Annotated in this window: 23 protein-coding genes; 13 read left to right on the top strand and 10 right to left on the bottom strand. The window is 63.2% G+C overall.

The genetic code is table 11. The features are described from left to right. Positions 1–8 precede the first annotated feature (8 nt). The 5 genes from V2I30_RS10270 (at position 9) to V2I30_RS10250 (ending at position 4863) form a co-directional block, all read left to right on the top strand. Entirely contained in the window at positions 9–1529 is a 1521-nt protein-coding gene (locus tag V2I30_RS10270) for a peptide chain release factor 3 (protein WP_330662064.1), read from the top strand. Positions 1530–1566: 37 nt separating this feature from the next. Further along, positions 1567–2436 carry an alpha/beta fold hydrolase gene (locus tag V2I30_RS10265; protein ID WP_330662063.1) on the top strand — a complete coding sequence of 290 codons (870 nt, stop codon included), beginning with the start codon at positions 1567–1569 and terminating at the stop codon, positions 2434–2436. A gap of 17 nt (positions 2437–2453) precedes the next feature. Next, positions 2454–3011 (top strand): pyridoxamine 5'-phosphate oxidase family protein, encoded by a 558-nt coding sequence (locus V2I30_RS10260; RefSeq protein WP_330662062.1) that lies wholly within the window; start codon positions 2454–2456, stop codon positions 3009–3011. Between the two features lie 191 nt (positions 3012–3202). Then, positions 3203–3541, top strand: a complete 339-nt coding sequence (locus tag V2I30_RS10255; RefSeq protein ID WP_330662061.1) for a P-II family nitrogen regulator — start codon at positions 3203–3205, stop codon at positions 3539–3541. 14 nt (positions 3542–3555) lie between these two features. Beyond that, entirely contained in the window at positions 3556–4863 is a 1308-nt protein-coding gene (locus V2I30_RS10250; protein ID WP_330662060.1) for an ammonium transporter, read from the top strand. 41 nt (positions 4864–4904) lie between these two features. On the opposite strand, the gene V2I30_RS10245 is transcribed toward V2I30_RS10250, so the two are convergent. The 3 genes from V2I30_RS10245 to V2I30_RS10235 are packed head-to-tail and all read right to left on the bottom strand — an operon-like array spanning position 4905 to position 7902. Beyond that, positions 4905–6500 carry a GMC family oxidoreductase gene (locus tag V2I30_RS10245; protein ID WP_330662059.1) on the bottom strand — a complete coding sequence of 532 codons (1596 nt, stop codon included), beginning with the start codon at positions 6498–6500 and terminating at the stop codon, positions 4905–4907. 26 nt (positions 6501–6526) lie between these two features. Next, positions 6527–7492: a sterol desaturase family protein gene (locus V2I30_RS10240; protein ID WP_330662058.1), complete on the bottom strand. Its 966-nt coding sequence runs from the start codon at positions 7490–7492 to the stop codon at positions 6527–6529. A gap of 11 nt (positions 7493–7503) precedes the next feature. After that, on the bottom strand, positions 7504–7902 hold the full coding sequence (locus tag V2I30_RS10235) for a hypothetical protein (RefSeq protein WP_330662057.1): 399 nt from the start codon (positions 7900–7902) through the stop codon (positions 7504–7506). 80 nt (positions 7903–7982) lie between these two features. Between V2I30_RS10235 and V2I30_RS10230 the strand changes: the two genes are divergently transcribed. Beyond that, complete coding sequence (locus V2I30_RS10230; protein WP_330662056.1) at positions 7983–9428, top strand: amidohydrolase; 1446 nt, start codon at positions 7983–7985, stop codon at positions 9426–9428. A 6-nt stretch (positions 9429–9434) separates the two neighbouring features. Here V2I30_RS10230 and V2I30_RS10225 read toward each other — a convergent pair whose 3' ends face one another. Further along, positions 9435–9884 carry a TIGR01244 family sulfur transferase gene (locus tag V2I30_RS10225; RefSeq protein WP_330662055.1) on the bottom strand — a complete coding sequence of 150 codons (450 nt, stop codon included), beginning with the start codon at positions 9882–9884 and terminating at the stop codon, positions 9435–9437. A 245-nt stretch (positions 9885–10129) separates the two neighbouring features. On the opposite strand from V2I30_RS10225, the gene V2I30_RS10220 reads away from it, so the two are divergent. From V2I30_RS10220 to V2I30_RS10190, 7 genes are all read left to right on the top strand, one after another. Next, on the top strand, positions 10130–10939 hold the full coding sequence (locus V2I30_RS10220) for a cold-shock protein (RefSeq protein ID WP_330662054.1): 810 nt from the start codon (positions 10130–10132) through the stop codon (positions 10937–10939). 129 nt (positions 10940–11068) lie between these two features. Beyond that, positions 11069–12268: an aspartate aminotransferase family protein gene (locus tag V2I30_RS10215; RefSeq protein ID WP_330662053.1), complete on the top strand. Its 1200-nt coding sequence runs from the start codon at positions 11069–11071 to the stop codon at positions 12266–12268. Beyond that, positions 12268–13227 carry an ornithine carbamoyltransferase gene (gene argF / locus V2I30_RS10210; RefSeq protein ID WP_330662052.1) on the top strand — a complete coding sequence of 320 codons (960 nt, stop codon included), beginning with the start codon at positions 12268–12270 and terminating at the stop codon, positions 13225–13227. The genes V2I30_RS10215 and argF overlap by 1 nt, the downstream gene beginning before the upstream one ends. A 73-nt stretch (positions 13228–13300) precedes the next feature. Further along, positions 13301–14197 (top strand): Hsp33 family molecular chaperone HslO, encoded by an 897-nt coding sequence (gene hslO / locus V2I30_RS10205; protein ID WP_442896926.1) that lies wholly within the window; start codon positions 13301–13303, stop codon positions 14195–14197. Positions 14198–14243: 46 nt separating this feature from the next. Continuing rightward, positions 14244–14696 carry a hypothetical protein gene (locus tag V2I30_RS10200; RefSeq protein WP_330662050.1) on the top strand — a complete coding sequence of 151 codons (453 nt, stop codon included), beginning with the start codon at positions 14244–14246 and terminating at the stop codon, positions 14694–14696. 60 nt (positions 14697–14756) lie between these two features. Then, the gene (queC, locus tag V2I30_RS10195) at positions 14757–15440 is read left to right on the top strand and encodes a 7-cyano-7-deazaguanine synthase QueC (protein ID WP_330662049.1); all 684 of its coding nucleotides are present in this window, start codon (positions 14757–14759) and stop codon (positions 15438–15440) included. A 45-nt stretch (positions 15441–15485) separates the two neighbouring features. Beyond that, entirely contained in the window at positions 15486–17051 is a 1566-nt protein-coding gene (locus tag V2I30_RS10190; RefSeq protein ID WP_330662360.1) for an MFS transporter, read from the top strand. 227 nt (positions 17052–17278) lie between these two features. Here the strand turns inward: V2I30_RS10190 and V2I30_RS10185 are convergent, their stop codons facing one another. The 6 genes from V2I30_RS10185 to V2I30_RS10160 all read right to left on the bottom strand — a co-directional run bounded on the left by V2I30_RS10185 (position 17279) and on the right by V2I30_RS10160 (position 24808). Continuing rightward, positions 17279–18400 carry an OmpA family protein gene (locus V2I30_RS10185; RefSeq protein ID WP_330662048.1) on the bottom strand — a complete coding sequence of 374 codons (1122 nt, stop codon included), beginning with the start codon at positions 18398–18400 and terminating at the stop codon, positions 17279–17281. 183 nt (positions 18401–18583) lie between these two features. After that, on the bottom strand, positions 18584–19042 hold the full coding sequence (locus V2I30_RS10180; RefSeq protein WP_330662047.1) for a DUF2793 domain-containing protein: 459 nt from the start codon (positions 19040–19042) through the stop codon (positions 18584–18586). A 19-nt stretch (positions 19043–19061) separates the two neighbouring features. Beyond that, the gene (locus tag V2I30_RS10175) at positions 19062–21239 is read right to left on the bottom strand and encodes a GTA baseplate fiber-binding domain-containing protein (protein ID WP_330662046.1); all 2178 of its coding nucleotides are present in this window, start codon (positions 21237–21239) and stop codon (positions 19062–19064) included. 22 nt (positions 21240–21261) lie between these two features. Continuing rightward, positions 21262–21675: an NlpC/P60 family protein gene (locus V2I30_RS10170; protein ID WP_330662045.1), complete on the bottom strand. Its 414-nt coding sequence runs from the start codon at positions 21673–21675 to the stop codon at positions 21262–21264. Further along, entirely contained in the window at positions 21672–22487 is an 816-nt protein-coding gene (locus V2I30_RS10165) for a DUF2163 domain-containing protein (protein ID WP_330662044.1), read from the bottom strand. Before V2I30_RS10165 ends, V2I30_RS10170 begins: the two co-directional genes overlap by 4 nt. Further along, a complete protein-coding gene (locus V2I30_RS10160; protein ID WP_330662043.1) occupies positions 22487–24808 on the bottom strand; it encodes a DUF2460 domain-containing protein in 2322 nt (773 codons plus the stop codon). The genes V2I30_RS10165 and V2I30_RS10160 overlap by 1 nt, the downstream gene beginning before the upstream one ends.

The following is a 24808-nucleotide window of genomic DNA, read 5'->3' as shown; positions in this document are numbered from 1 at the left end:
AGCTTGCCATGTCGAACAGAAGAACCTTCGCCATCATCTCGCACCCCGATGCGGGTAAGACGACGCTGACCGAGAAGCTGCTGCTTCAGGGCGGCGCGATCCACTTGGCGGGCGAGGTCAAGGCGCGGGGGCAGGCGCGGCGGGCGCGCTCGGACTGGATGAAGATCGAGCAGCAACGCGGCATCTCCGTGACGTCCAGCGTGATGACCTTCGAGCGGGACGGGGTGACCTTCAACCTGCTCGACACGCCGGGGCATGAGGACTTCTCCGAAGACACCTATCGCACGCTGACCGCGGTCGATTCCGCCGTCATGGTCATCGACGCGGCCAAGGGCATCGAGCCGCAGACGCGCAAGCTGTTCGAAGTGTGCCGGTTGCGCTCCGTGCCGATCATCACGTTCGTCAACAAGGTCGACCGCGAAGGCCGCGATCCGTTCGAGACACTGGACGAAGTCGCCGACATGCTCGCGCTCGACGTCTCCCCGCAAAGCTGGCCCATCGGCATGGGCGGTCAATTCAAGGGCGTGCTCGACTTCTCGAGCGGCGAGGTGAGCCGCCCGGAAGGCCCGTCGAAGGAATTCCTCGGCTCGCGCGAAGCCGATCCCGACATTCCCGAAGAATTCGCCGAAGAAGCCGAGCTCGCTCAGGTTGGCTATCCTGAATTTGATCTTGAGGCTTATCGCAACGGGGATCTCACACCGGTCTATTTCGGCAGCGCGCTCAAGAATTTCGGTGTGACCGAACTGATCGAGGCCATCGCGAAATACGCACCCCCGCCGCGTCCGCAGCCCGCGGGCGAGGACAAGGTGGCGCCGGACCACGGCGAGGTCACCGGCTTCATCTTCAAGGTGCAGGCTAACATGGACCCCAACCACCGCGACCGCATCGCGTTCATGCGGCAGGTGTCGGGCACCTTCAAACGCGGCATGAAGCTGACGCCGAGCGGCCTCGGAAAGCCGATCGCGATCCACTCGCCGATCCTGTTCTTTGCGCAGGACCGCGAAATCGCCGATACCGCGGAGGCCGGCGACATCATCGGCATCCCCAACCATGGCACGCTGCGCGTGGGCGATACCTTGTCGGAGAAGGACCAGGTGCGCTTCACCGGCCTGCCGAACTTCGCGCCGGAAATCCTGCGCCGCGTGCAGTTGAAGGACCCGACCAAGACCAAGCAACTGCGCAAGGCGCTCGACGATCTGTCCGAAGAGGGCGTAATCCAGGTTTTCTATCCCGAGATCGGCGCGCAGCACATTGTCGGGGTCGTCGGCCAGCTCCAGCTCGACGTCCTGATCGCGCGGCTGGAAGCGGAGTACAAGGTGGAAGCTGCGCTAGAAGCCTCACCGTTTGCCACCGCGCGCTGGCTCAAGGGTGACCAGAAGGCTCTCGACGAGTTCGAGAGCTTCAACCGCGCCAATCTCGCGCGCGACCGCGACGGCGATCTTGTCTTCATGGCCAAGAGCCCTTGGGACGTGAATTACCAAGTCGAAAAGAACCCCGAGCTGGCATTTAGCGCGACCAAGGAAAGGTGAGGTTGCGAGTGGCGCGACTTCGCGCCATTGGGACTTCATGAACGGTTCCGGACCCACCTCGCAAAGCTTCATTTCGCAGCGGCTCAAGCTCAATTACGAGGATTGGGGCAATCGCGGTGCACCTCCGCTCATACTCGTCCATGGCGGACGCGATCATGCGCGCAGCTGGGACTGGACGGCTGAGGCACTGCGCGAGGACTATCACGTCGTCGCCATGGATCACCGCGGCCATGGCGACAGCGACTGGGTGTCCGATGGCAATTACTCGGCTGCGGATATGGTCTACGATCTGGCGCAGCTGATCCATCAATTGGGGGTCGGTCCAGTGCGGCTGGTCGCGCATTCGATGGGCGGCAATGTCGCGCTGCGCTATACCGGGATGTTTCCCGAAATGGTCGAGAAGCTGGTCGCGATCGAAGGGCTCGGTCCAAGCCCCGAATGGCGTACGAAGCAGCGCGAGACGCCGTATCCCGAACGCATGCGCGAATGGATCGAGAAAAAGCGCAAGGCCGCCGGACGCACGCCGCGCAAATACGAAACAATCGAAGCCGCTTTCGCGCGGATGATCGAGGAAAACTCCTACCTGACCGAGGATCAAGCCCGTCACCTGACGATCCACGGCGTCAATCGCAACGAGGACGGAACTTACAGCTGGAAATTCGATCCGCACCTCAATGTTTGGCCGGTGGAGGACGTCGCCGATACATTTCTCGAAGCGACCTGGGCGGCGATCGCCTGTCCCACGCTGCTCCTTTACGGCGCCGACAGCTGGGCATCGAACCCTGAGAAGGACGGGCGGCTCGAACATTTCCACACCGCGCGCGTGATCGAGTTCGAACAGGCCGGACACTGGCTTCATCACGACCAGTTCGATAAGTTCATCGGCGTGCTGCGCGATTTTCTCTAGGCTACGGAAGGCGGGACATGGCTGATTTCTTCGATACGCTGAACGACCAGCACGTGGCGATGATCGAGAAGCAGCCGGTTTTCTTCGTCGCCACCGCGGCCGCCGATGCGCGGATCAATCTCAGCCCGAAGGGCTATGACAGTTTCCGCGTCCTCGAACCGGGCAAGGTGGCTTATCTTGACCTTGGCGGGTCTGGGAACGAGACCCATGCGCATCTCGCCGCGGATGGGCGGATCACGATCATGTTCTGCAATTTCGAGCGCCCGGCGCTGATCCTGCGCATCTATGGACGCGGGCGCCCCGTTCTTCCGCAGGACGACGATTGGAGGCCGCTGGCAGAGCACTTTACGATACTTCCCGGGACGCGGCAGATCTTCGTCATCGACATCGAGAGCGTGCAGACCAGTTGCGGCTGGGGCGTGCCGTTCATGAGCCTGGAAAGCGAGCGCGAGACGCTGAAGAAGGCTCACCGCAACTCCGACCCGGATGAGTGGGAGGCGAAGATGGCGAAGCGAACGCGCAGCATCGATGGCCTACCGACACGAGCGACCGATCGGTACATCTCAGGAGAGTAGAGGTTGCCTCGTATTCTCCCACCCTGCCCAAAAAATGAACAGATGATCGATCTGCAGGCACGTGTTCTCGCGTAGCCGCGCAGCAATCGCTTGTTTCCGCAACGTCACCTTAGCCCATAAAGCTGGCACGATGCTTGCTCCGCTTACACGTAGCGCCGGAGGTTTTGGCGGCAGCAGAGGGGATCGGGGCCATGAAATTCATCATCGCCATCATCAAGCCGTTCAAGCTCGATGAAGTGCGCGAGGCTTTGGGTGCGATCGGAGTAGCGGGGATGACCGTGTCGGAAGTGAAGGGGTTCGGTCGTCAGAAGGGGCAAACCGAGATCTACCGCGGCGCCGAATACTCGACCTTCATGCTGCCCAAGGTAAAGCTGGAGATCGCCGCCAGCGACGACATCGCGCCACAGGTGGTCGAAACCATCCAGCAGACCGCCAACACCGAGGCGATCGGCGACGGCAAGATCTTCGTCCTCGACCTTGCCTCCGCCACCCGTATCCGCACCGGGGAAGCCGGCGAGACGGCGCTATGAGGGGGACAGGTACGATGACAAAATTCGCTTTGGCATGCGCTACATTGGCATGTTCCACCCCAGCGCTCGCTGCGCCGGCGGCGGTTCCAAACCCGGGCAACAACGCGTGGATGATGACATCGACCGTGCTGGTCATGCTCATGATCCTGCCGGGCTTGGCGCTGTTTTACGGCGGACTTACCCGCTCGAAGAACATGCTTTCGATGCTCACGCAGATCGGCGCGACAGCCTCTCTTGCCATGATCATCTGGGTGATGTGGGGCTTCAGCCTCGCCTTTGGCGATACGAGCTACGAGGGTGTTCTGGGCAATTTCATCAGCGGTGGAAGCCTTTTCCTCACAGGGACCGACGCGTCGAGCGTCGCTGCGACATTCACCGACGAAGTCATCAGCAAATACGTGTTCATCAGCTTCCAGATGACGTTTGCCGCGATCACGGCGGCGCTGATCCTGGGAGCGACGGCCGAGCGGATGAAGTTCAATGCCGTGATGGTATTCGTGCCAATGTGGCTGACGATCGTCTATTTCCCGATCGCCCACATGGTTTGGGCCGGCGACGGATTGCTGTTCAAGGATGGCGCTCTCGATTTCGCGGGCGGCACGGTGGTTCATATCAATGCCGGCGTCTCGGGCCTCGTGCTCGCCTATCTCGTGGGCAAGCGGCGCGGCTGGCCGCAGGAGCCCATGCCGCCGCACAGCCTCGTCATGACGATGATCGGTACGGGCCTGCTCTGGGTCGGCTGGTTCGGCTTCAATGCCGGATCGGCGCTCGAGGCGGACGGGTCGGCGGGCCTTGCGATGATCAACACCTTCGTGGCGACCGCTGCGGGCGGGCTTGGCTGGATGGTGATCGAGAAGATGGCGGGCCACAGGGGATCGGCGCTGGGCTTTTGCTCGGGCGTCATCGCGGGACTGGTCGCGGTGACGCCTGCGGCGGGCAGCAGCGGGCCGTTCGGCGCGATCCTGCTCGGCTTCGTGTCGTCGGCGGTCTGCTATCTCTTCGTTGCGAAGATGAAGGCGAAGTTCGGCTATGACGACGCGCTCGATGCCTTCGGCATCCATGGCGTCGGCGGGATTGTCGGCGCAATCGGCACCGCGATCGTCTATCAGCCGTTTCTTGCCGGGCCGGGCGATGGCTCGGTGGCGGTTGGCGCCCAGCTATGGATCCAGACCAAGGGGGTGTTGATCACCATCGCCTGGGCCGCGATCGGCACGCTGATCGCCGGGTTCATCGCCAAGGCGACAGTCGGACTGCGCGTCAGCGAGGAAGACGAGGTCAACGGTCTCGACATCGCCGAACACGGCGAACGCGCCTATAATTGAGGCATGGAGAGGGGAGGGCCTGCGCGCCTCCCCTCTTCGCTTTACGCCTTTTCGCGTTCGCTCGCCTTCACGAATTCGGCGCAGCGTTCGCCGATCATGATGCTGGGGGCGTTGGTGTTGCCGCTGACGATCTTGGGCATGATGCTGGCATCGGCGACCCATAGGCCATCGAGGCCGCGCAGCTTGAGGGAGGGATCGACCACCGCGTCCTCGTCCGACCCCATCCGGCAGGTGCCGACCGGGTGATAAACCGTATCTGCGCGCTCACGGATGAGGTGGTCGAGCGCACCGTCATCGTCGATATCGACCGGGTGCCGATCGCTCGGCCCATAGGATTGCAGCGAGGGCGCGTCAGCGATCCGATGCGACAGGCGCACCCCTTCGCGCAGGACGGCCATGTCGCGCGCGTCCTCGAGGAAGTTGGGGTCGATCACCGGCGCCGCTTCGGCATCGCGCGAACCCAGCCGCACGGTCCCGCGGCTTTCGGGGCGCAGTACGCAAGCATGCAGCGAGAAGCCATGCGCGGTGACCCGCTGGCGGCCATGGTCCTCGAGCACGGCGGGGACGAAATGCCATTGCACATCGGGTGCCGGCGCATCGTCCATCACGCTCCAGAACCCGCCCGCCTCGGCAAAGCAGGTCGTCATTTGTCCGGTGCGGCTGCGGCGATGTTCGAAGAGCGCTCCGGCCATCTTGAGCGTCGCCTTGATCGATCCGCCCATCGGCACATCGCTCTCGGTTTCCCAGGCGGAGACGTAGTCGATATGATCCTGCAGGCCGGATCCCACCGCCGGGCGGTTGAGTTCAACCTCGATACCGTGCGACTTCAGATGCTCGGCAGGCCCGATCCCCGACAACATCAGGATTTGCGGCGAGTTGAACGCCCCTGCGGAAAGGATGACGCCGTGCCGGGCGCGCAGCTCTTGCGTGCTCTTGCCCCGCCTGATCCGCACGCCGGCGACTCGGCCGTCTTCGATTACGAGCTTTTCGACCAGCGTGTCGGTGCGAATGTCAAAATTTCCCTGTTCGCGGATCGGCTCGACATAGGCGCGCGCCGCAGACCAGCGTTCGCCGTCGCGCTGCGTCACCTGGTAGAGGCCGAAGCCGTCCTGCCGTTCGCCGTTGAAATCGTCGTTCCGGCGCAGCTGAAGCTCGCTCGCGGCATCGACGAAGGCGTGGCTGACCGGATTGGGCGAGCGTTGGTTCGAGACGAAGAGCGGTCCGCCCGCGCCGTGAAATTCGGATGCTCCGCGTTCGTTCGCCTCAGCTTTCTTGAACCAGGGCAGCACGTCGTCATAGCTCCAACCAGCGCAGCCCATTTCGGCCCAGTTGTCGTAGTCCCAGCGATTGCCACGGATATAGATCATCGCATTGATCGCGGAAGAGCCGCCCAGGCCCCGGCCGCGTGGCTGATAGCCGATCCGACCGTTCAGTCCCTTTTGCGGGACGGTATCGTATTTGTAGTTCGACGAATTGCGGATGAAGGGCATGAAGCCCGGCGTCTTGATGAGCGCATTATCGTTGCGCCCGCCCGCCTCGAGCAGGCAGACCCGGCGCGTCCCGTCGACGGCCAGCCGTCCGGCCACCGCACTGCCCCCGCTGCCGCCGCCGATGACGATATAATCGAAGCTTTCCATGATCTCTCCTTGTGCAGGAGAAATGGTTACGCAGCTTCGCGGGTCCCCGCAATCGCGTTTCGAGCAGCGGACGGTTCGTTTGCGGCCGCACCGACCCGCTCGCGCCAGCGCGCGCGGATCATGTCGGACGTCTGGCGGCTGCCATCGTGCGACCAGCCCGGTTCGCGCAGCAGATAGGACAATTTGTGCTTCCAAGGGGCTTGCCAGATATCGCCGATCATGCCGATCCATTCGTGGAACACGGCGTAGAGCAGGTTGAAGCTGCCGAGCTGTCGCACGATGCCGTAGCGTAGGCGCTCGCCGCCCTCGTCCTCGCGCCATTCGGGCTCGAATGTGCCGAACAGCTTGTCCCAGACGATGAAAACGCCGGCATAATTGCGATCGAGATAGCGCGGATTGGTCGCGTGGTGGACGCGGTGATGGCTCGGCGTGTTCATGATAGCCTCGAACCAGCGCGGCATACGTCCGATCGCCTCGGTGTGAATCCAGAACTGGTAGATCAGGTTGAACCCGCCGCAGATCGCGATCATCGCCGGGTGAAAGCCGAGTAGCACCAGTGGGATCGCGAACAGCAATCCGAAAGTGAACGCGCCGGTCCAGCTTTGCCTCAATGCGGTCGAGAGATTGTAATGCTGCGAGGAATGGTGGTTCACGTGGCTCGCCCACATCCAGCGAATGCGGTGGCCGGCGCGGTGAACCCAGTAATATTTGAGATCATCGAGAACGAAGCAGAGCGGCCAGGCCCACCACACCGCCCACCATTCCTCACCGAAATCGAACAGTCGATAATCGTAGGCCTCGATGAAGACATAAGCGGCGAACCCGCCCAGAAGCGCGCCGGCGATAGTGGAGCCAAGTCCGAAGGCAAGGCTCACCAAAGTGTCCATCGGCTCGTAGGCTTCGGGCCGTTTGAAGCGCGACCAGACCATCTCCGCAAGCACGGCGACGACGAAAAGCGGCACGGCATACTGAGTGGGCGAGAAGTCGGGCATAGTGCCTGTCCCTATAGTCGGTTGATCGCGTCCGCCCAAGAGCCCGGACGCTCGATCGCGAGTCGGACCGGGCCAAATCGCGCATCTCCGTTATCAACGATCAGCGCATCGACTTCCTCGGACACCTGCGCGCGCCGGGTCAGAATGCGCCCGGCAAATCGGTTGCCGTGAAGCTTGATAACCATGATTCGCCCTTTGGCGTCGGCGACAAGGGCGGCTTTGCCCTCGCGCGAGATCGCAACGCGCCTTGCCTCGAACCCGTCCTCGACCTCCCCCGCCGCCACGCGCACCGCATCTTCGTCCGCAAGCGTGGGCCGGCCGCCCAGCCGCAGCGTGCGCGCCAAAACGTAAAGCGCGAAGATCGCAAGCAGCGACCCGGCAAATTGAAGGAGGAAAGGGGGAACGTCCATGGCAAAGCTTGCTCTCGGTTTGGCGTCGGGGATTGGCACGGGCGCGCATTTGCGGCAAGCGATACGCCCGGGAGAGATCGATGAAACTAAACCGTACCATCCTTAGCGCCGCCGCCACTATTGCCGCAGGCTTCGCGCCCGTGTCCGCCTTTGCCAACGATCATGCTGCGATCGATCCGGTCGCCGCGGTCGAGGTGCAGGCGGACCGGACGGCGCGCGTCGCGCAGCAATTGTGGGAGTTCGCAGAGCTCGGCTATCTCGAAACCCGCTCGACCGGGCTGATGCAGGCCGAGCTCGCCGGCGAGGGCTTTCGCATCGAGAATGGAGTCGCCGACATTCCCACCGCCTTCGTCGCCGAGTGGGGCGAGGGCGGGCCGATCATCGCCATCCTGGCGGAGATGGACGCGCTTCCCGGCATCAACCAGTCCGCCGCGCCCGTTCGCGATCCCGTCGCGGGCAAGCATGCGGGCCACGCCTGCGGCCACAATCTGTTCGGTGCCGGTTCGCTGACCGCGGCGATCGCGGTCAAACGGTGGCTCGAGGCGAGCGGCACACCCGGTCGCGTTCGGCTTTATGGAACGCCTGCAGAAGAAGGCGGGTCGGGCAAGGTCTACATGACACGCGCTGGCCTGTTCGACGACGTCGACATTGCGATTCATTGGCACGGCGACGATGAAAACAGCGCGGCTGCGCGCACCAGCCTCGCCAACCGCTCCGCCAAGTTCCGCTTCACCGGCATCAGCGCGCATGCCGCCGGCGCACCCGAACGCGGGCGCAGCGCGCTCGACGGGGTCGAAGCCATGAACATGATGGCCAACATGATGCACGAGCACATGCCGCAGGATGCGCGCATGCATTACGTGATTACCAGCGGTGGTAATGCGCCCAACGTCGTGCCCGATTTCGCCGAGGTGTTCTATTATGTGCGCCATCCCGACCCGGCGGGCGTCGAAGAGATCTGGCAGCGGCTGGAGAATGCGGCGCGAGGTGCGGCGACAGGAACGGGCACCGAGGTCGATTGGGAGGTCATCCACGGCAACAACCCGCTGCTGGTCAACGAAACGCTGGCCAAGGTGATGCACGAGAAGCTGCTGGCCGTCGGCGGAGTCGAATATTCCCCCGAAGAGCGCGCATGGGCGACGCAAATCCAGGAAAGCCTAGGCGATGCCGCCAAGCCGCTCGGCAGTGCGGCCGAGATTGGCGACTACGCCAAGAGCCTGGGCTACGGCTCCACCGATGTCGGCGACGTCTCCTATGCAACCCCAACGGTGGGCGTTCGGACCGCGACCTGGGTGCCGGGCACCAGCGCGCATAGCTGGCAGGCGGTTGCGGCGAGCGGACATTCGATCGGTCACAAGGGGACGCAAGTCGCTGCCAAGGCGATGACGCTGATGGCGGTCGAGCTGTTCACCAATCCGGAGCTGCGCGAAGCGGCACGCGCCGAGTTCGATGCGGCCCGCGGCGAGGATTACGAATATCGCTCGCTTCTCGGCGATCGCGAACCGCCGTTGGACTATCGGCGGTAAAGACGCTCAGCGCGCGGCGAGCATGTCCATCATCGGGCGGACCGGACCGACATCGTAGCCTTGCGCTGCAGCGGCACTGGCGATCTCGTCGGGATCTGCGCCGCTCTTTGCTTGGGCTAAAGCCCACAATAGAGTGGAGCGCGTGCCGGATCGGCAATAGCCGAGCACGGGGCCATCAGCGCGCGACAAAACGCCGACCAGCGCGTCGATCTGAGGCTCGCTGAAACCGGCATGGCCTACCGGGATAGCGGTGTAATCGATCCCCGCGGCCCGCGCAGCCGCCTCGATCTCGGCGCCTTGCGGGGCCGCGGGCTCCTCGCCATCGGGACGATTGTTGACGATCGCGGCTACCCCCATGGCCTTCGCTCGGTCGATATCAGCGAGGTCGATCTGCGGACTGGCGAAAAAATCGCCGGCGATCGGTCTAAATTTTTCCAGCGTTCTTCTCCTACGCAAGCGTGCGGAAGGATGCCGAGGAGCGTGCACCGTTGCAAGCATGCGATGCGCCGCAAAAGGTCGCAAAGCGGCGCGATGTCAGCATCGTCGGTTAAAACGTTCGCATAGCGCGGATTTGTGCGCTATGTATCGCCGCGAAAGGCGGTTTCGGATTCTCCGGCAGATCGCCAGCGTTTGATGCGGCTTGTTGTCCCCGTTATCAGCGGTTTGAACGTCGGACAGCGGAATAAGGTACATTCGAGGTTATGGGATACGACAGGGGACGTCGACGCGGCCGGGACAAGCGCGACGGATTCGGCGAAGACGGTTTCGATCCATTTGGCGGCGGCGGTGACGGTTTCCCGCCCCCGCGCGATTACGGCAACGACCGCGGGAATGACCGCGGCGGCGATCGCTTCGGCGGCGGCGGCGGCGGCGGCGGCGGCGGTTATGGCGGAGGCGGCGGTGACCGCTTCGGCGATCGTGGCGGCGGTGGCGGCGGCTTTGGCGGCGGTGGCCGCGGTGGTCCGGGCGGCGGCGGTCGCGGCGGATCTGGCGGCGGCGGCGGCGGTTTCAACCGCATGCCCGCACAGGTCGTCGGCACCGGCAAGGGCACCGTCAAGTTCTTCAACGGTCAGAAGGGCTTCGGTTTCATTCAGCAGGAAACAGGCGGCGAAGACGTGTTCGTCCATATCAGCGCGGTCGAGCGTGCCGGCCTCGAAGGGCTCGCTGAAGGGCAGGAGCTCGAATTCAATCTCGTCGATCGGGGCGGCAAGATTTCGGCTCAGGATCTGCAGATCGTCGGCGACGTCATCGCGGTACAAAATGCAGGCGGCCCGCCCAAGCGCGAGTTGACCGGGGAGAAGGCGACCGGCACGGTCAAGTTCTTCAATTCGATGAAAGGCTTCGGCTTTCTCGTGCGCGACGACGGACAGCCCGATGCCTTCGTGCATATTAGCGCGGTCGAGCGCTCGGGCCTTACCGAGATCAACGAGGGCGAACGTTTCGAGTTCGATCTCGAGGTCGATCGCCGTGGCAAATATTCCGCGGTGAATCTGGTGCCGGTCGAGAGCTGATTTCGGCAACCTTTTTGAGGCCCGTTTGGCGCTCTACGGCGGCGGTCCTATGGCTCGGTTTATGGCGGCCCTTCATCGAAGGGCCGCCATTTCCATTTCTTCAGTACTTCCCAGATCAGGATTGAACCTATGTCGATCTCACCGCTCATGCCCGTCTATCCCCGCTGCGGGGTCCGTCCCGTGCGTGGAGACCACTGTCATCTCATCGACGAGGACGGAACGCGCTATCTCGATTTCGCGAGCGGAATCGCGGTCAACCTCCTTGGCCATTCGCATCGCGGCCTGATCGAGGCGATCCAGCAGCAGGCCGAGCAGCTGATGCATGTCTCGAACCTATACGGCAGCCCGCAGGGGGAGCGGTTAGCGCAGCAACTGGTCGACAATACCTTTGCCGATACCGTCTTCTTCACCAATTCGGGGGCCGAAGCCGTCGAAGGCGCGATCAAGGCGGCGCGCGCCTATCACCAGAATGCGGGCGATGAAGGCGATGCCGAACGCTTCGAGCTCATTACCTTCGCCAATGCCTTTCACGGCCGGACCATGGCGACGATCAGCGCCTCGAACCAGACAAAAATGCACCACGGTTTCTCGCCGATGCTCGATGGGTTCAAATATGCCGAATTCGACGATCTGGAGTCCGCCAAATCCCATATCGGACCGCACACCGCGGGGTTCCTGGTCGAGCCGATTCAGGGCGAAGGCGGTATCCGTCCGGCCTCGCAGAATTTCATGCAGGGCTTGCGCGAACTGGCCGACGAACATGATCTGATGCTGGTTCTGGACGAGGTGCAGTGCGGCGTCGCGCGCACCGGCAAACTCTACGCGCACGAACATTACGGTATCGAACCCGACATCCTTGCCACGGCGAAGGGGCTTGGCGGCGGCTTTCCGCTGGGCGCGCTGCTGGCGACTGAGAAAGCGGCGCGCGGCATGACCTTCGGCACGCACGGCTCGACCTATGGCGGCAATCCGCTGGCCATGGCCGCGGGCAGTGCGGTGATCGGAGCGGTCGCGAACGAAAGTTTCCTCGCCGATGTGACCGAAAAGGGCGAACGCATGCGCGGGCGGCTCGAGCAGTTCGTCGGGAATTATCCCGAACTGTTCGATTTCGTTCGCGGAAAGGGTCTCATGCTCGGAATCAGGATGAAGGTCGAGAGCCGGCCCTTCTTCGTTCATTTGCGTGATAATCACCAGCTGTTGACCGTGGCCGCAGGGGATCAGACGCTTCGCGTTCTGCCGCCCCTGGTGATCGGCGATGCCGAGATCGACGAGTTCTTCGACAAGCTCTCCGCCGGCGCTGCGAGCTACAAGGTGCCCGAGCCGGCCTGATGACATCGCAGGCTTCGATGCTGGAAGCCAACCAGCGGCATTTTATCGAGCTCGCCAATGCGGGTGCGGATGCGCTTGCCGCGATGATAGCCGACGCCATCGATCGCAAACAGGAACGCGCTAACTGGCCGAAGGGTCGCGGCGATGCAGACGCGCCGCTGGCGGGCCGTGTCCTCGCGCTGGTGTTCGAGAAGAGCTCGACGCGCACCCGCGTCAGTTTCGACATCGCGATGCGTCAGCTCGGCGGAACGGTGCTTGTCCTCGACGCCGGCTCGAGCCAGCTTGGCCGCGGCGAGAGCATCGCCGATACTGCGCGCGTGCTGAGCAGGATGGTCGACGCAATCATGCTGCGCACCGACGACCATGCCAAGATCGAGGAGACGGCGCGCCATGCCAGCGTGCCAGTGATCAACGGGCTGACCGATCGTTCCCATCCGTGTCAGATCGTCGCCGATCTTCTGACCATGATCGAGCACGGCAAGGCGCTCCCCGGCCTCGAGGTCGCCTGGTTCGGGGATGGGAACAATGTTCTGCATTCGCTTATCGAAGCGGCGGGTTTGATGAAGTTCAACATCCGCGCCGCCACTCCATCCGGTTTCGAACCGGCGCATGACTATGTCGAACAGGCGCGCGCGTCGGGTGCGGCGATCACTCTTTTGCAGGATGCGGAGGCAGCGGCACGCGGCGCCGATGTTCTGATCACCGACACTTGGATATCGATGGGTCAGACCGATGCTGCGGACAAGCGCGGTGCAATGGCGCCCTACCGGGTCGACGAGCGGCTGATGGATCTTGCCAAGAAGGACGCCATCTTTCTGCACTGCCTGCCCGCCCATGTCGGCGACGAGGTCGCCGAAGCGGTCTTCGAAGGTCCGCAATCCGTGGTGTTCGACGAAGCCGAAAACCGCATACATGCGCAAAAATCGATCCTGCTATGGGCGTTCGGTCTGCTGCGCTGAAGCGAGACCCAGCGTATACGCGTAAAGCCGGCGAGGTGTTTGCGCTTACGAGGCGAGACACCATATGTCCGCCATGACATCGCAAATCGAAACATTTTCGGACAAGCTGCTTGGCTTCACCCTGCCCGAGCGCAACGCCCGGGCCCGGATCGTCCGGCTCGACAAGGTGGTGGACGACGTGCTTTCCGCGCACGACTACCCGCCGCCCGTTACTCATCTGCTGAGCGAGGCGCTGGTGCTGGGCGCGTTGATGGGCGGCCTCCTCAAGAGCAAGGGAGAGACCGCACAGCTGACCATGCAGGCGCAAACCAAGAGCGGCGTGATCGCGCTGTTGGTATGCGACTATCGCGGGGGAAGCCTGCGCGGCTACGCCGATTTTGATGCCGCAAGGCTTGCGCAGCTGGGCGCCAATCCGCCGCTCTCCGCACTGTTCGGGGAAGGCTATCTCGCGGTGACCTTCGAAACTGGGGGAGGACAGCGCTATCAGGGGATCGTGCCGCTTGAAGGCGATAGTCTTGCAGAGGCATGCGAGACCTATTTCAGCCAGTCCGAACAGGTGCCCACGATGATCCGCGTTGCCAGTCGATCCGGTGTGGCCGGCCGGGTGGCGGCCGGCATCTTGATCCAGCATCTCGCCGATGGGGAAGAAGGGCGCGAACGCCTTCATGTCCGAATGGATCACCCCGATTGGGAGCACGTATCCGTGCTCGCGCAGACCGTCAGTCACGACGAATTGCTGGACCCCGACCTATCGCTCGAAGCGATCGCATGGCGCCTTTTCAGCGAAGAAGACGAGATCCGCGTCCAGCCAGGCGCGCTGTTGTCGCGTGGCTGCCGCTGCAGCGCTTCCTATTACGAATCGGTCATCACCCGCTTCCCTGAGGAAGAACGCCGAGAAATGCGCAACGATGAGGGGATCATAGCCGTCGACTGCGCGTTTTGTGCCAAGTCCTTCGCTTTGGACCTATAACGTCTCATCTCTGTTCAGGCACGTTTCATCGTATGGCAACGATATTATGCAAGCAATTGCCGGTGTTGTGGGGGAGGAAAGCGCAATGAATTATGGTGGACGTATCTTGCCCGCTGGGCTCACCGCTGCGGCTGCGGTCGTCGCGCTCGGGCTGAGCTTGCCCGTCGCGGCGCAGTCGGATGGCCTGGCCATGCTCAGCGGTCTTTCGAAGGGTGAGTGGACGGTACGCTCTCGCGACGGCACTGCCAATCGCAAGATTTGTGTGCGCAGTGGCCACGAGTTGATCCAGCTGCGTCACAACCGTTCGAACTGCAACCGGTTCGTTGTGGAAGATGGCGCGAATAAGGTGACGGTGCAATATACTTGCCCGGGCGATGGCTATGGTCGGACCAATATCCGAAAGGAAACAGGCGGGCTCGTGCAGATCGAGAGCCAGGGCATTGCCGGCGGCGTCCCCTTCCAATTCGCAGCAGAAGCGCGTCGCACCGGAAGCTGCTAGTCGGCCGACACCCTGTCTCCCGCCATTGCGCGAATGGCCCGAGCCGATAAGAGCTCGCCAATGGTATCCAGCAAACCCAAAGCCGTCGTCCTTTTGTCGGGCGGTCTCGATTCGATGGTATCCGCCGCCCGCGCAATCGAGGATGGGTTCGAGGTTCATGCGCTGACCCTGGATTACGGCCAACGTCACCTGGTCGAGCGGGACAGTGCGCGCCGGATCGCGGAGAAGCTCGGCCTGGCGGACCAAGTCGAGCTTTCGATTGACCTGCGCGCTTTCGGCGGTTCGGCGCTGACCGACGATATCCCGGTACCCAAGGGCGGCGTGGAAGATGACGTTCCGGTAACCTATGTGCCCGCGCGCAACCTCATCTTTCTATCGCTGACCGCTGCTTTCGCGGAAACCAGGGGCGCGCGAGACATCTTCATCGGCGTCAACGCGCTCGATTATTCCGGCTATCCCGATTGTCGGCCCGAATTCATCGAAAGTTTCGCGCGCACTGCAACGCTCGGCACCAAGATGGGTAGTGAAGGCGAAGCTTTGCAAATCCGGGCGCCGCTTCAACACATGACCAAAGCCGACATCGCGCGCGAATGCGCGCGTCTCGGGCTCGACCCAAGCTGGAGCTGGTCTTGCTACGATCCTACCATAGAGGGGGAGGCATGCGGACTGTGCGACTCATGTCGTTTGCGCAAAAAGGGATTTGCCGAAGCGGGTTTAGTCGATAGCACGCCATACGCGGCGTAGCGTGTCGGAACGCTGCCTGCGCGAATGAGGGATGTTGCATTGACGATGGAAACCGAGCAGCCGCAAGGGGCGCAAACGGCTGCGCAAACCGTACCGGGGTATAGCTGGTACGCGCTGAGTATCCTCGTGATCGTCTACGTCCTCAATTTCGTCGACCGTAACATCATTTCGATCCTGGCCGAGGACATCAAGGCGGATCTCGGCCTGCGCGACGACCAGATCGGGTTTCTCTACGGCACCGCTTTCGGCGTGTTCTACGCGCTTTTCGGAATCCCGCTCGGCAAGCTGGCAGACAGCTGGCACCGCGTCAGGCTGATGAGCGCCGGGCTCGCGATCTGGTCCGCCTTCACTGCCCTATCTGGTTTCGCTCAGAACTTCGCGACGTTGAGTGCCGCTCGGATCGGTGTCGGAGTAGGTGAAGCGACCGCCAGCCCTTCCGCCTATTCCTTGATCTCGGACTGGTTTCCGAAGAAGATGCGCGCCACTGCGCTCGCGATCTATTCGTCCGGCCTCTATATCGGCGGGGGCATTTCTTTGCTTATCGGTGGTGCGATCGTGGAGCGGTGGAACGCGGCCTACCCCGTCGAAGCGCCCCTTGATCTCGCGGGATGGCAGGCGGCCTTTATCATCGTCGGTCTGCCGGGCATTCTGCTGGCCGTCCTGGTCTTCACCCTGCGCGAACCGCTGCGCGGCCAAAGCGAGGGCATTATTGCCGAGCCCGCGAAAGACCCCTTTCGCGGCTTCTTTCGCGAGCTGGTCGCGGTAATCCCGCCCTTCACCCTGTTTGGCGCGTCCCAGGCTGGAGCCAAGGGTCTCTTTGTGAACTTGCTTGGTGCTGTGGTGATAGGCGGGATTGCCTTCGCCATGGCGATCGCGACCGCCAATTATCAGCAGTGGGGCGCGATCGGCATCGGCTATTACGCAATCTTCTCCTGGGCTTCGACGCTGAAGCGCCGGGACGGGCCGGCCTTCAAACTGATCTGGGGTACGCCTGCGTTCCTGACCACCATTCTCGGCTACGGAATGGTGGCCTTTATGTCCTACGCCGCTTCGTTCTGGGCGGCACCTTATGCGATCCGCATTTTGGAGGAGGCACCGTCGACCGCCGGTTGGTGGATCGGGGGGCCGGGCGCGGTGGGCGGCTTTCTTGGGGTCATCGGGGGTGGCCGGGCGGCGGACTGGCTGCGCGAGCGCAATCCGGCGGGACGGTTGCTGGTGGTTGCTTTCGGTCTGGTGGCAGCAGCGCCCTTCCTTGCGGTCATGTTCACCACTCAAAGCACCGTGGTTTTCTACCTTTGCGCCTTCCTCCAATCCCTGTTTGCGAGTTCGGCTCTCGGCGGCGCGGCGGCAACCACGCAGGACCTAGTCCTTCCGCGTATGCGCGGCACGGCGACAGCCACCTTCTTCCTCGCGACAACGCTCGTCGGACTGGCGCTTGGCCCTTACATGGCCGGGCAGGTTTCGACTATGACCGGCAGCCTTTCGACCGGAGGTCTCAGCCTGCTGATCGCCGTGCCGATCGGGGTGGCTCTGTTGTCGATAGCGTATCGTACGGTTCCGCAGGCGGAGAGCACGGTGCTGATCCGTGCACGGGAAGCTGGCGAAACCTGACTGGGTCGAACGAGAGCGGAGGGGGCAGGACGACGCTGCCGGCCTCCTAGAACGCCAAGGGCCCGCCTTTGCCAAGGAACGATCGCAGAGCGGGAGAACTGGAGCTCCGCCTCCTGCTTCGTTTCCGCGAGGTTTGGACTGATCGGCACGCCCCAGTACTCAATCCTAAAAAAGGGGCCGGGAGATATGCTCTCCCGGCCCCTTTTTTGTTCGCTTGTTGAAAGCGCTTACATGCCCGAACCCGGACCGTAAGTGACTTCCACGCGGCGGTTCTGCAGCTCGCGCACACCGTCGGCGGTGGGGACGCGGGGCTGGCTTTCGCCGAAGGCTTCGCTCGAAATGCGGCCGCCCGGGACGCCCCGGCCGGTCAGGTAGTCGCGAACGCTGGAGTTACGACGCTCTGCAAGGCCGATATTGTACTGGACCGAACCTGCACGGTCGGTGTGTCCTGCGAGCATGACAGAGGCCATGCCGCAATTGGCATAGGCCGTGACCGCGTTGTCCAGGATCGTCGCAGCATCTGGGGTGATCGTTGCTTCGTCGAAGTCGAAGAAGACAATATACGGCCCCGTATTGCACGGCGGCGGGGGAGGCGGCGGCGGCGGTGGAGGCGGAGGCGGCGGTGGTGGCGGCGGTGGTGGCGGCGGAGGCGGCGGGGGCGGAGCTTCGCCACCGAAATTGTAGGTCAGCGTACCCAGCAGCGAGTGGCTGGTAAGATCGCCACCAAGATCGCGTCCGAGCGAGTCAACGATGTCGAGATCGACCGCGTTGAAGTAGCGATACTTGATGCCGACATCGAAGCTGTCGCTCAATGGCGCCCGGACGCCGGCGAGAGCCTGCCAGGCGAGACCGGTATCGGAATCGTTGAACACGCCCGGAACGCCGGCGAACACGCGGCCATCGGTATCGACGCGCGCAACCCCGACACCGCCACCGACGAAGCCCTGCAGACCATCGTCAGGCCCGAAATCGAGCAGACCGTTGACCATGAAACTCAGCGTTTCGGTGTCTCCAGCGGCATCGTTCAGGCCGAAGAAGAGGTCCGTCGAGCCGTTATTGATCGGGAGCCCTTCCGATCCGACACGGATCTCGTCGATGTCGGCCGTGCGATAGCTCGCCTCGGCTTCGAGCCGGAAGGCGCCGAAATCGTAACCGACCAGACCGCCGAAATCGGAACCTGCATCGTGATCCACAGCGGCGTTTTCGGAGATACCGTTGATATCGAAATCAATGTCTTCAACGATCATCACACCCGCGTCGCCCTGGACGTACCACTGACCCTCGCGGGCCATGGCTGGCGTGGTGAGTGCGGTTGAAGCCATCGCCAAACCGATGACGATTTTACGCATTCTACAGTTCCCCTTCTATGGTGTTGAGGCGCTGCGATGTCCTAACTTCTCGACAGTTGACTATCAAGCAATCAATCCTGTCAGGTGTTGCAACTTTACCTCTATCCAATGGGTAAGGAGAAAAAAACCGGAAATTCAGCGGAATATGAGGGACTGACAGGCGGGCCTGCCGGTTCCATTTCATCAACTCTGCGGCAGAATGCCTGCCTCGCGCAAGACCGAAACGATTGCCGCGATCGATGCTCTGGCTTCGGTGTCGATGGTCGTCCCGCCGGTGGGTACCGGTGGCGGGGTTGCTGCCTTCCACCCGCCGTCGAAGGTTATCGAGGCTCCGAGCTGACGGTCGAACATCCGCATGCCGTCCTGCGGGCGGGAAAAAACCCAGTCGCCGGCGATATAAGCGGCCAGCGCGTCGTCCTGCCCGGCCCAGTCCCCGCTTGCTTCGGGAAGCACGCGGTACAGCGCTCCTTCGGCTGGCGCGACGGGTGGCTGTGCAAGCGAGGCTTCGAGCGAACCCGACAGATATGCATCGACGACCGAAAATGCCTGGTTCAGGAAGAATTCCTTCTGCGCCTGCCCCGCGAAGAGCAGGGGAAGGGCGAAGGCAGGCGTGGTCGAAGGGAAAGAGATCGGGGTCGTCATCAATGGGCCTTTCGTAAGGTTAGGCGAGGGAAGCGAGGAGGAGTGGGCTCGACAGCCCGAAAGTACCGGACTGGCGAACCCACAAAGGACCTGCACCATGCTCTGCGAGCAGCGCTGCGCGATCGGTGTCGGCAAGCGCGAATGATGCTGTGGCGACAGTCCAGGCGGCGTGCGGCGTGTCGCCAGAGCCAAAACCCACGAGATAGCTTTCGCTGTCCTCGACGAGCGGAACCTCCGCTCCATCGATCCAGCGCCAATAACCGCGGGCGCGACGGGTCCAGGACCACTGCGAAGCGCTGCCGGTTTGGCGCAGTCGGGGGGCCACGGGCATCGGCGGGCGACGGGACAGACCGGCATTGTGGATCTCGGCGAAAACCGGTTCGTCGTCGGCAAGACCAATTGCGGCGATCCGCATGGTCAATGCCGGCGCGAGCTGGGTCGGATCGAGCGCCATGGTGGCGTCGTCCAAGAGAATTGCCGCCGTGCCCGCGTCATGCCCCAGGCTCGCTGCATCTTCCGTGCCGGCGCGCCCGCGAAGCAGTCCCCGCAGCTCCCAGCGCGTTTCGCCAAGTCTGTTACACCGCGCGAATTGCAGCAGTTCACCACCAACCATCAGCCGGTTGATCCCCATCGAAAGGGCGGTGATATCGCTCGGCGAGAAGGAGAGGTCCGCGGCCGGCAAATCGATGACCAAGGTCGCCTGAGGCATGAAAAGCGCGCTTGGTGCACTTTCGAGCGGCTCTGCCAAATAGCCAGCGACCGCGCGCTCCTTGCCCGCCGCACCGATCGGCTCCAACGTCGTTCCACGTTCAGCAAACAGCGCGGCGCCGCGCCAGCCGAGACCGGCAGAAGTGGCAGCGGCTACAAGTGAGGGAGACGCAGAATTTGCGCCATCGAAAGCTGGGATTTCGCTCGCGAAAAGGACGGTAGGGGTCGCGATATGGTCACCCGGAACCAGCGCCGCACCGGCATCGCCCGGGACGTTGCTCGCCAATTCGGGTGGGATACGTTCGAGGCCGAGCTCGATCCCGCGGTCGAACCATTCCCAGCTGCGGACCAACCACAATCCACTCATATCGGGCAGACGGACGATCGATCCGGGAAGCGTTTGTGTATCGAGTTCACCGATCCGCCAGATCACCTGCTCGTTCTGCCACCGTGCGCGCTGGGCGTTGCCATTGGCGAGTTCGCGCGCTCCGCCCGCATTCATCGCAGCGGGCAGATCGACGATATGTTCTCGGCCCAGCGGACGTTTGCCGAGCGCCCGTTGCACGCTCGGCTGATAATCGCGCTCCTCGTCGTAATAGCGCAGCGCCAGCGGTTTGTGGCCGACCCGCGCACCGCGCTTGCGATGGCGTTCGTTGGCATCGTCATCCCGGATCGGAACGAGTTGCTGCGGCAGCGTCAAGATGGTTTCCGGTGTCGAATAGGCGGCAGCCACGTCGACCCGGCCGGCCTGCATTCGGCACACCAGCGGATAGACCTGGTCGAGGGCCGCTAGTGTCGAACCGATCGGGCCGCCTTCGTCGGAAAATCCATGTGCCTGGCTCAGCACTTCCTTCTGCCTGCCGGGAAACGAGTCCGGCAGCAGCTGACCGATACTGACCTCTTCTTCCTCGGCGGCGACCACCTCGAAGGTCAAAGCCGGAATACGATTGCCGAAATCCGCAAGAGCGAGATCTTCAAACACGACATAGGCGCAGTCTCGAAAGGCGGGGGCGAGCATGCCGCGGTCGGCGGCGATCAGCGGATCGACCTGCGCATCGCCCGTTCCACGATGGACGCGCATCTCTCCTGCGACCTTCAAATCGCCCGCTGCCCCGCGCAGAAGATCGCCATCAGCCCAGATACGTCCGATGCGCTCGATCGGAGCACTGGAAATGGCGACCGCAAAGGATGCGGAATAGGTGAAACTGGCGGTCGAGGGCTGGCCCTTGGCGCCGCCCTGTGTCGTCCGGCTTTCCTTTAGGTTGGTCGACCAGATGATCGTGCCCGGCATTCGCATGCGGCCGAAAGTTCGCGCGATCGGTTGGCCGTAGCTCGATGTCGTGACCGACAATTCCTTGAGCCGCGGCCCGGCGCGCGTGCCGCCACCAAAGATTTCCTGGTCTGCCTGACGTCCGACGAAAGCGCCGAGCGCACCGCCGATGGGTCCGCCGATCGCAGTGCCGACCGCGGTGAGAAGCAAAGTGGCCATAGGACCGACCTTTCTTGAAGTTTCAGGCGAGGCGCCAATGCGCCAGCCGGTCGTTCGGGAGCGCGAGGGGTTGGCGCACGACCTTGCAAAGCCCGGCATGGGCGTGGATCATCTGCTCGCCGCTATCGACGATGACGAGATGCTGCTGGCCCAGGCCGGGCGCGAACAGCACGATATCGCCGGGCAGCAGGGGGCCTTTGCCTAACGTGAGATGCGAACGCTCGGCACAGGCAAGCCAGGAGGAAATCGCACTGTTCCGCAGGCGATATCCCGCGGGCCAGTCGGCACTCAATCCGAGCGCCTCGAGGCTGGCGCAAACTAGCCCGACACAGTCCAGCCCGCGCGCAGGATCGCGGCCGTAGAGGCGGAAGGGACAACCGAGCATGCCGGCCGCCGCCCTGGCAAGCGCGGCGCCGCAAACCATATCGGGTCTCACCCGAGGCCCTCGCCGTAGCGTGCCAGCAGGTCGTTCCCAGGCAGAAAGGGCTCACCGCGGAAATTGACGGCATTGTCGAACCGCGCAGCGCAGGTCGCGAGCGTATGGTCGCAGCCCTCGCGAAGTTCGGCAATGGTTCCGATTGCTAACCCCTCGCGCAGGGGTCGATCCAGCATGAGCCACCTGCCCTCGTCGCCAACGACAAAGAAGCCCGCGCCGGTCTGCGGGCCGTCCAGGAAGCGCACCTGTCCATCGAGATAGAGGTCCGCGTTGATACCGGCAAAGGCCACAGCGTTGCGATCGTAGTCCACGTCGATCAGCACCGCGCGAGATGTATAGCGGACGGCCGACAGCCCGCAACCACGACCGCAGAACTCGGCGCGGCACGTTGGGCTCGTGCGCGGGACGTAATCCTCTTCGAGCATCTGCTTCGCCGATCGAAGCTCGCCGGAAAAACCGCTGCGATCGTGCTCGATCTGTCCGAAAGTGCCGGCGTAGAGCACGTGATGCTCGTGTGTCTCCCAATCGACGATTCCCATCTCGATTGCGGCGCCATCGAACAATCCGGCGGCAAGATCCTGCTCGCGGATCGCGTCGTGGCTTAGCGCGCCTTCGACGCCGGCACTGTCTTCATTGAGATCGGACGTCATCCGAATGGCGGTCGGCATCATGCCGGGCGCGCTGCGATGGGTAAGGCCGGAGAAGGTGAGGTCGCGATCGTGCGCGGTAAAGCCCAGCGCGATGCCATCACGGCGAAAGACCCGCCAGAATGTCGCGGCCGTGTCGAGTTCGCGGTCGAAAAAGACCCGCATCACACTTCCTCGCGCAGTTCGATGAGCGGCACGCTCGGCGCCTCGCCCGCCTCGAAATTCACGACGGAGATATCGATCCTGTCCTCGGCGAAACGCACGGGCACGTCGAACAGAAAGCCCGCCCGGATATCGGCGCCTGCGGGTGGGGCGCTGGCGAAGGAGAGGGTGCCGTTCTCGCTCAATGTCCAATCGCTCGTCGCGGCTCCATCCACGCTGACGAGGACCGTTTCGCCGCGCGGCCGGGTGATGATCCGCTGCTGCGCTTCGGGGCCGGGGCCATAGGATTTGATGAGCTGGTAATCGGTCGTCAGCCCGTCGCCAACGCCGATCGGCTGATCGATCATGGTCGGCGCATCCGTCATGGCGTTCGTGCTGTGATCGAAGGGATCGCTGATGCGAAAGCCGCGCGCGGGACCGCGGCGGGCGCGGAAAAAGGCGATGAGCTGCGACAGTTCGGTTTCGGAACGGATGCCCGGCCCGACATCGAAATGGACCCGCGCATCGGCCCACAGAGAATTGCGCCTTTCATGGCCCGATGCCGTGACCGAGATCGAGGTCGAAAATTCCGGCGCAACCGATGTATTGCGACCCAGCGCGAAGGGATAGAGAACGTCGTCGAAGGCATTCATGGCATCTTCCTCGATGGTCGGCAGGCGGGTGTATCCGTCACGGTTCACTTGCGGCTGGGCCCAGACATACCGCCGCGGAATGTCCCGCCCGATCGCTTCGTCGATCCCCGCATCGATGCGCGCCCAGAACGTCTCGGCGTCTTCGGGCCGCAGCACGAAGCCGGCGAGGTAATCCTGACGCGCAACGGGATATTGGAGGCGGTCGTCGACGAAACCGTAGGCGGCGCGGCGCAGCCCGTCGGCGCCGCCAGTGAGCCAGTCATAATCTTCGAGCTGCAGCCGTTCGAAGGCGGGATGTGCCCAGCCGACCGGCAGGTTGGCGCGATAGAGTTCGGGCATGGACTCGTCGAGGATCGTCGGCGTAAAGGCGAGGAGCAGCATTTCGACCGGGCCGGTCGCTACCGAACGGACATGCGCCGACAGTTCCGCCGTCGATTGCGCCAGCAGCGCTCCCGCCTCTTCCAACAGCGCGATTTGAGCGGCATCGAGCGGCTGGCGCATGTCGGGAATGGCGACGGGCGCGCCGCCGAATGCGTCTCGCGCGGCGTCGTCGTAGAGGCAGATTTCCCCCTGTGCGGTGGTCCACCACCACGGCTCGCCGATCTGGACGCGGACAGGCTGCTGCGCCTCTTCGAGCAGGCCGACGAAGGCGGCCGTGGCGTCTTTCAGCCAGCCCATCGCCTCCGTATTGGCCGGCGACAGCAGCGAGGATGGCGGCACCCAACCGGTCAACGCCGGGTCGCCACCAAGCGTCCGCTGCTTCCAGCTTTCGGGACAGAATGCGTCGAACAACTCGTAGGAGATCGAGGCGATCGCTTCGAGATCGGTCTGGCGCGCCAGGTCGAAGAAGCTGCGGTGCCATTCGATCGCGGGCACGCATAGTTCGCCCGCGGGCGGAACGAGCAATTTGCCTCCCTGTCGCTCGAGCCGCATGAAGTGGCTCATCCCGACATAATGGACGAGGTCTTCGCGGTAGCCGAGACCGACGAGATTGCGAATAATCCGCGCAGGGCTTTGATCGTAAGCGTCGTCATAGGCGGTGGCGAGCCGTTCGCCATGCACCGGCAGACGGATATCGCCGATTTCGAGCATCGCGAACCGGCCATCGGCGACCACTTCCGAAATCGTGATGCGACCGTTGAACCGCTCCGGCAGCGGGTTGTCGCTGCCCGAGACATATCCCGGCGCGACGAAAGAAATGAACAGCCGATCGATATCGGCGGGGTGCACGCGCTCGCCCGGAAGATTGAACCCCGCCTCCAGGTCCGAGAAGGGAATTGCGATCCGCGCATCGCTGGGCGAGCCTTGCGCATAGTTCCATAGCCGGACCAGCCAGACCCGCGCATTGCCATCCTCGTCTCGGCCTTCGATCGTCAGCGTCGGACCGTTCACCTGGTCGAGCGGAATCACCCCGTCCGACTGCCAGCGAAAGCTCAGCGTCGTGTTCGAATAGTCTCGGTTGGTCTCGTAGGCGAGGAGCGGGTGGTCGATCTCGTCGACGCTGTCCCAAATCAGTCCGACCAGCTCGCCCTCGTGATGTAGCTCGACATCGATCTGCATCGCGTCGGGCGCAGTGGTGACGATCGAGGCCATCGCAGGGCGGGGAAAATTGACCCGCCAGAACCGCGGATCGAACCGCTGGATGAAACTCGATTCCTGCGCGCGGCGTTCGCGCGCCAGCCAGAAAGCCAT

The organism is Erythrobacter sp., assembly GCF_036351135.1.
Taxonomy (GTDB): Bacteria; Pseudomonadota; Alphaproteobacteria; order Sphingomonadales; family Sphingomonadaceae; genus Erythrobacter.
This window is presented reverse-complemented; position numbering and strand designations above follow the sequence as displayed.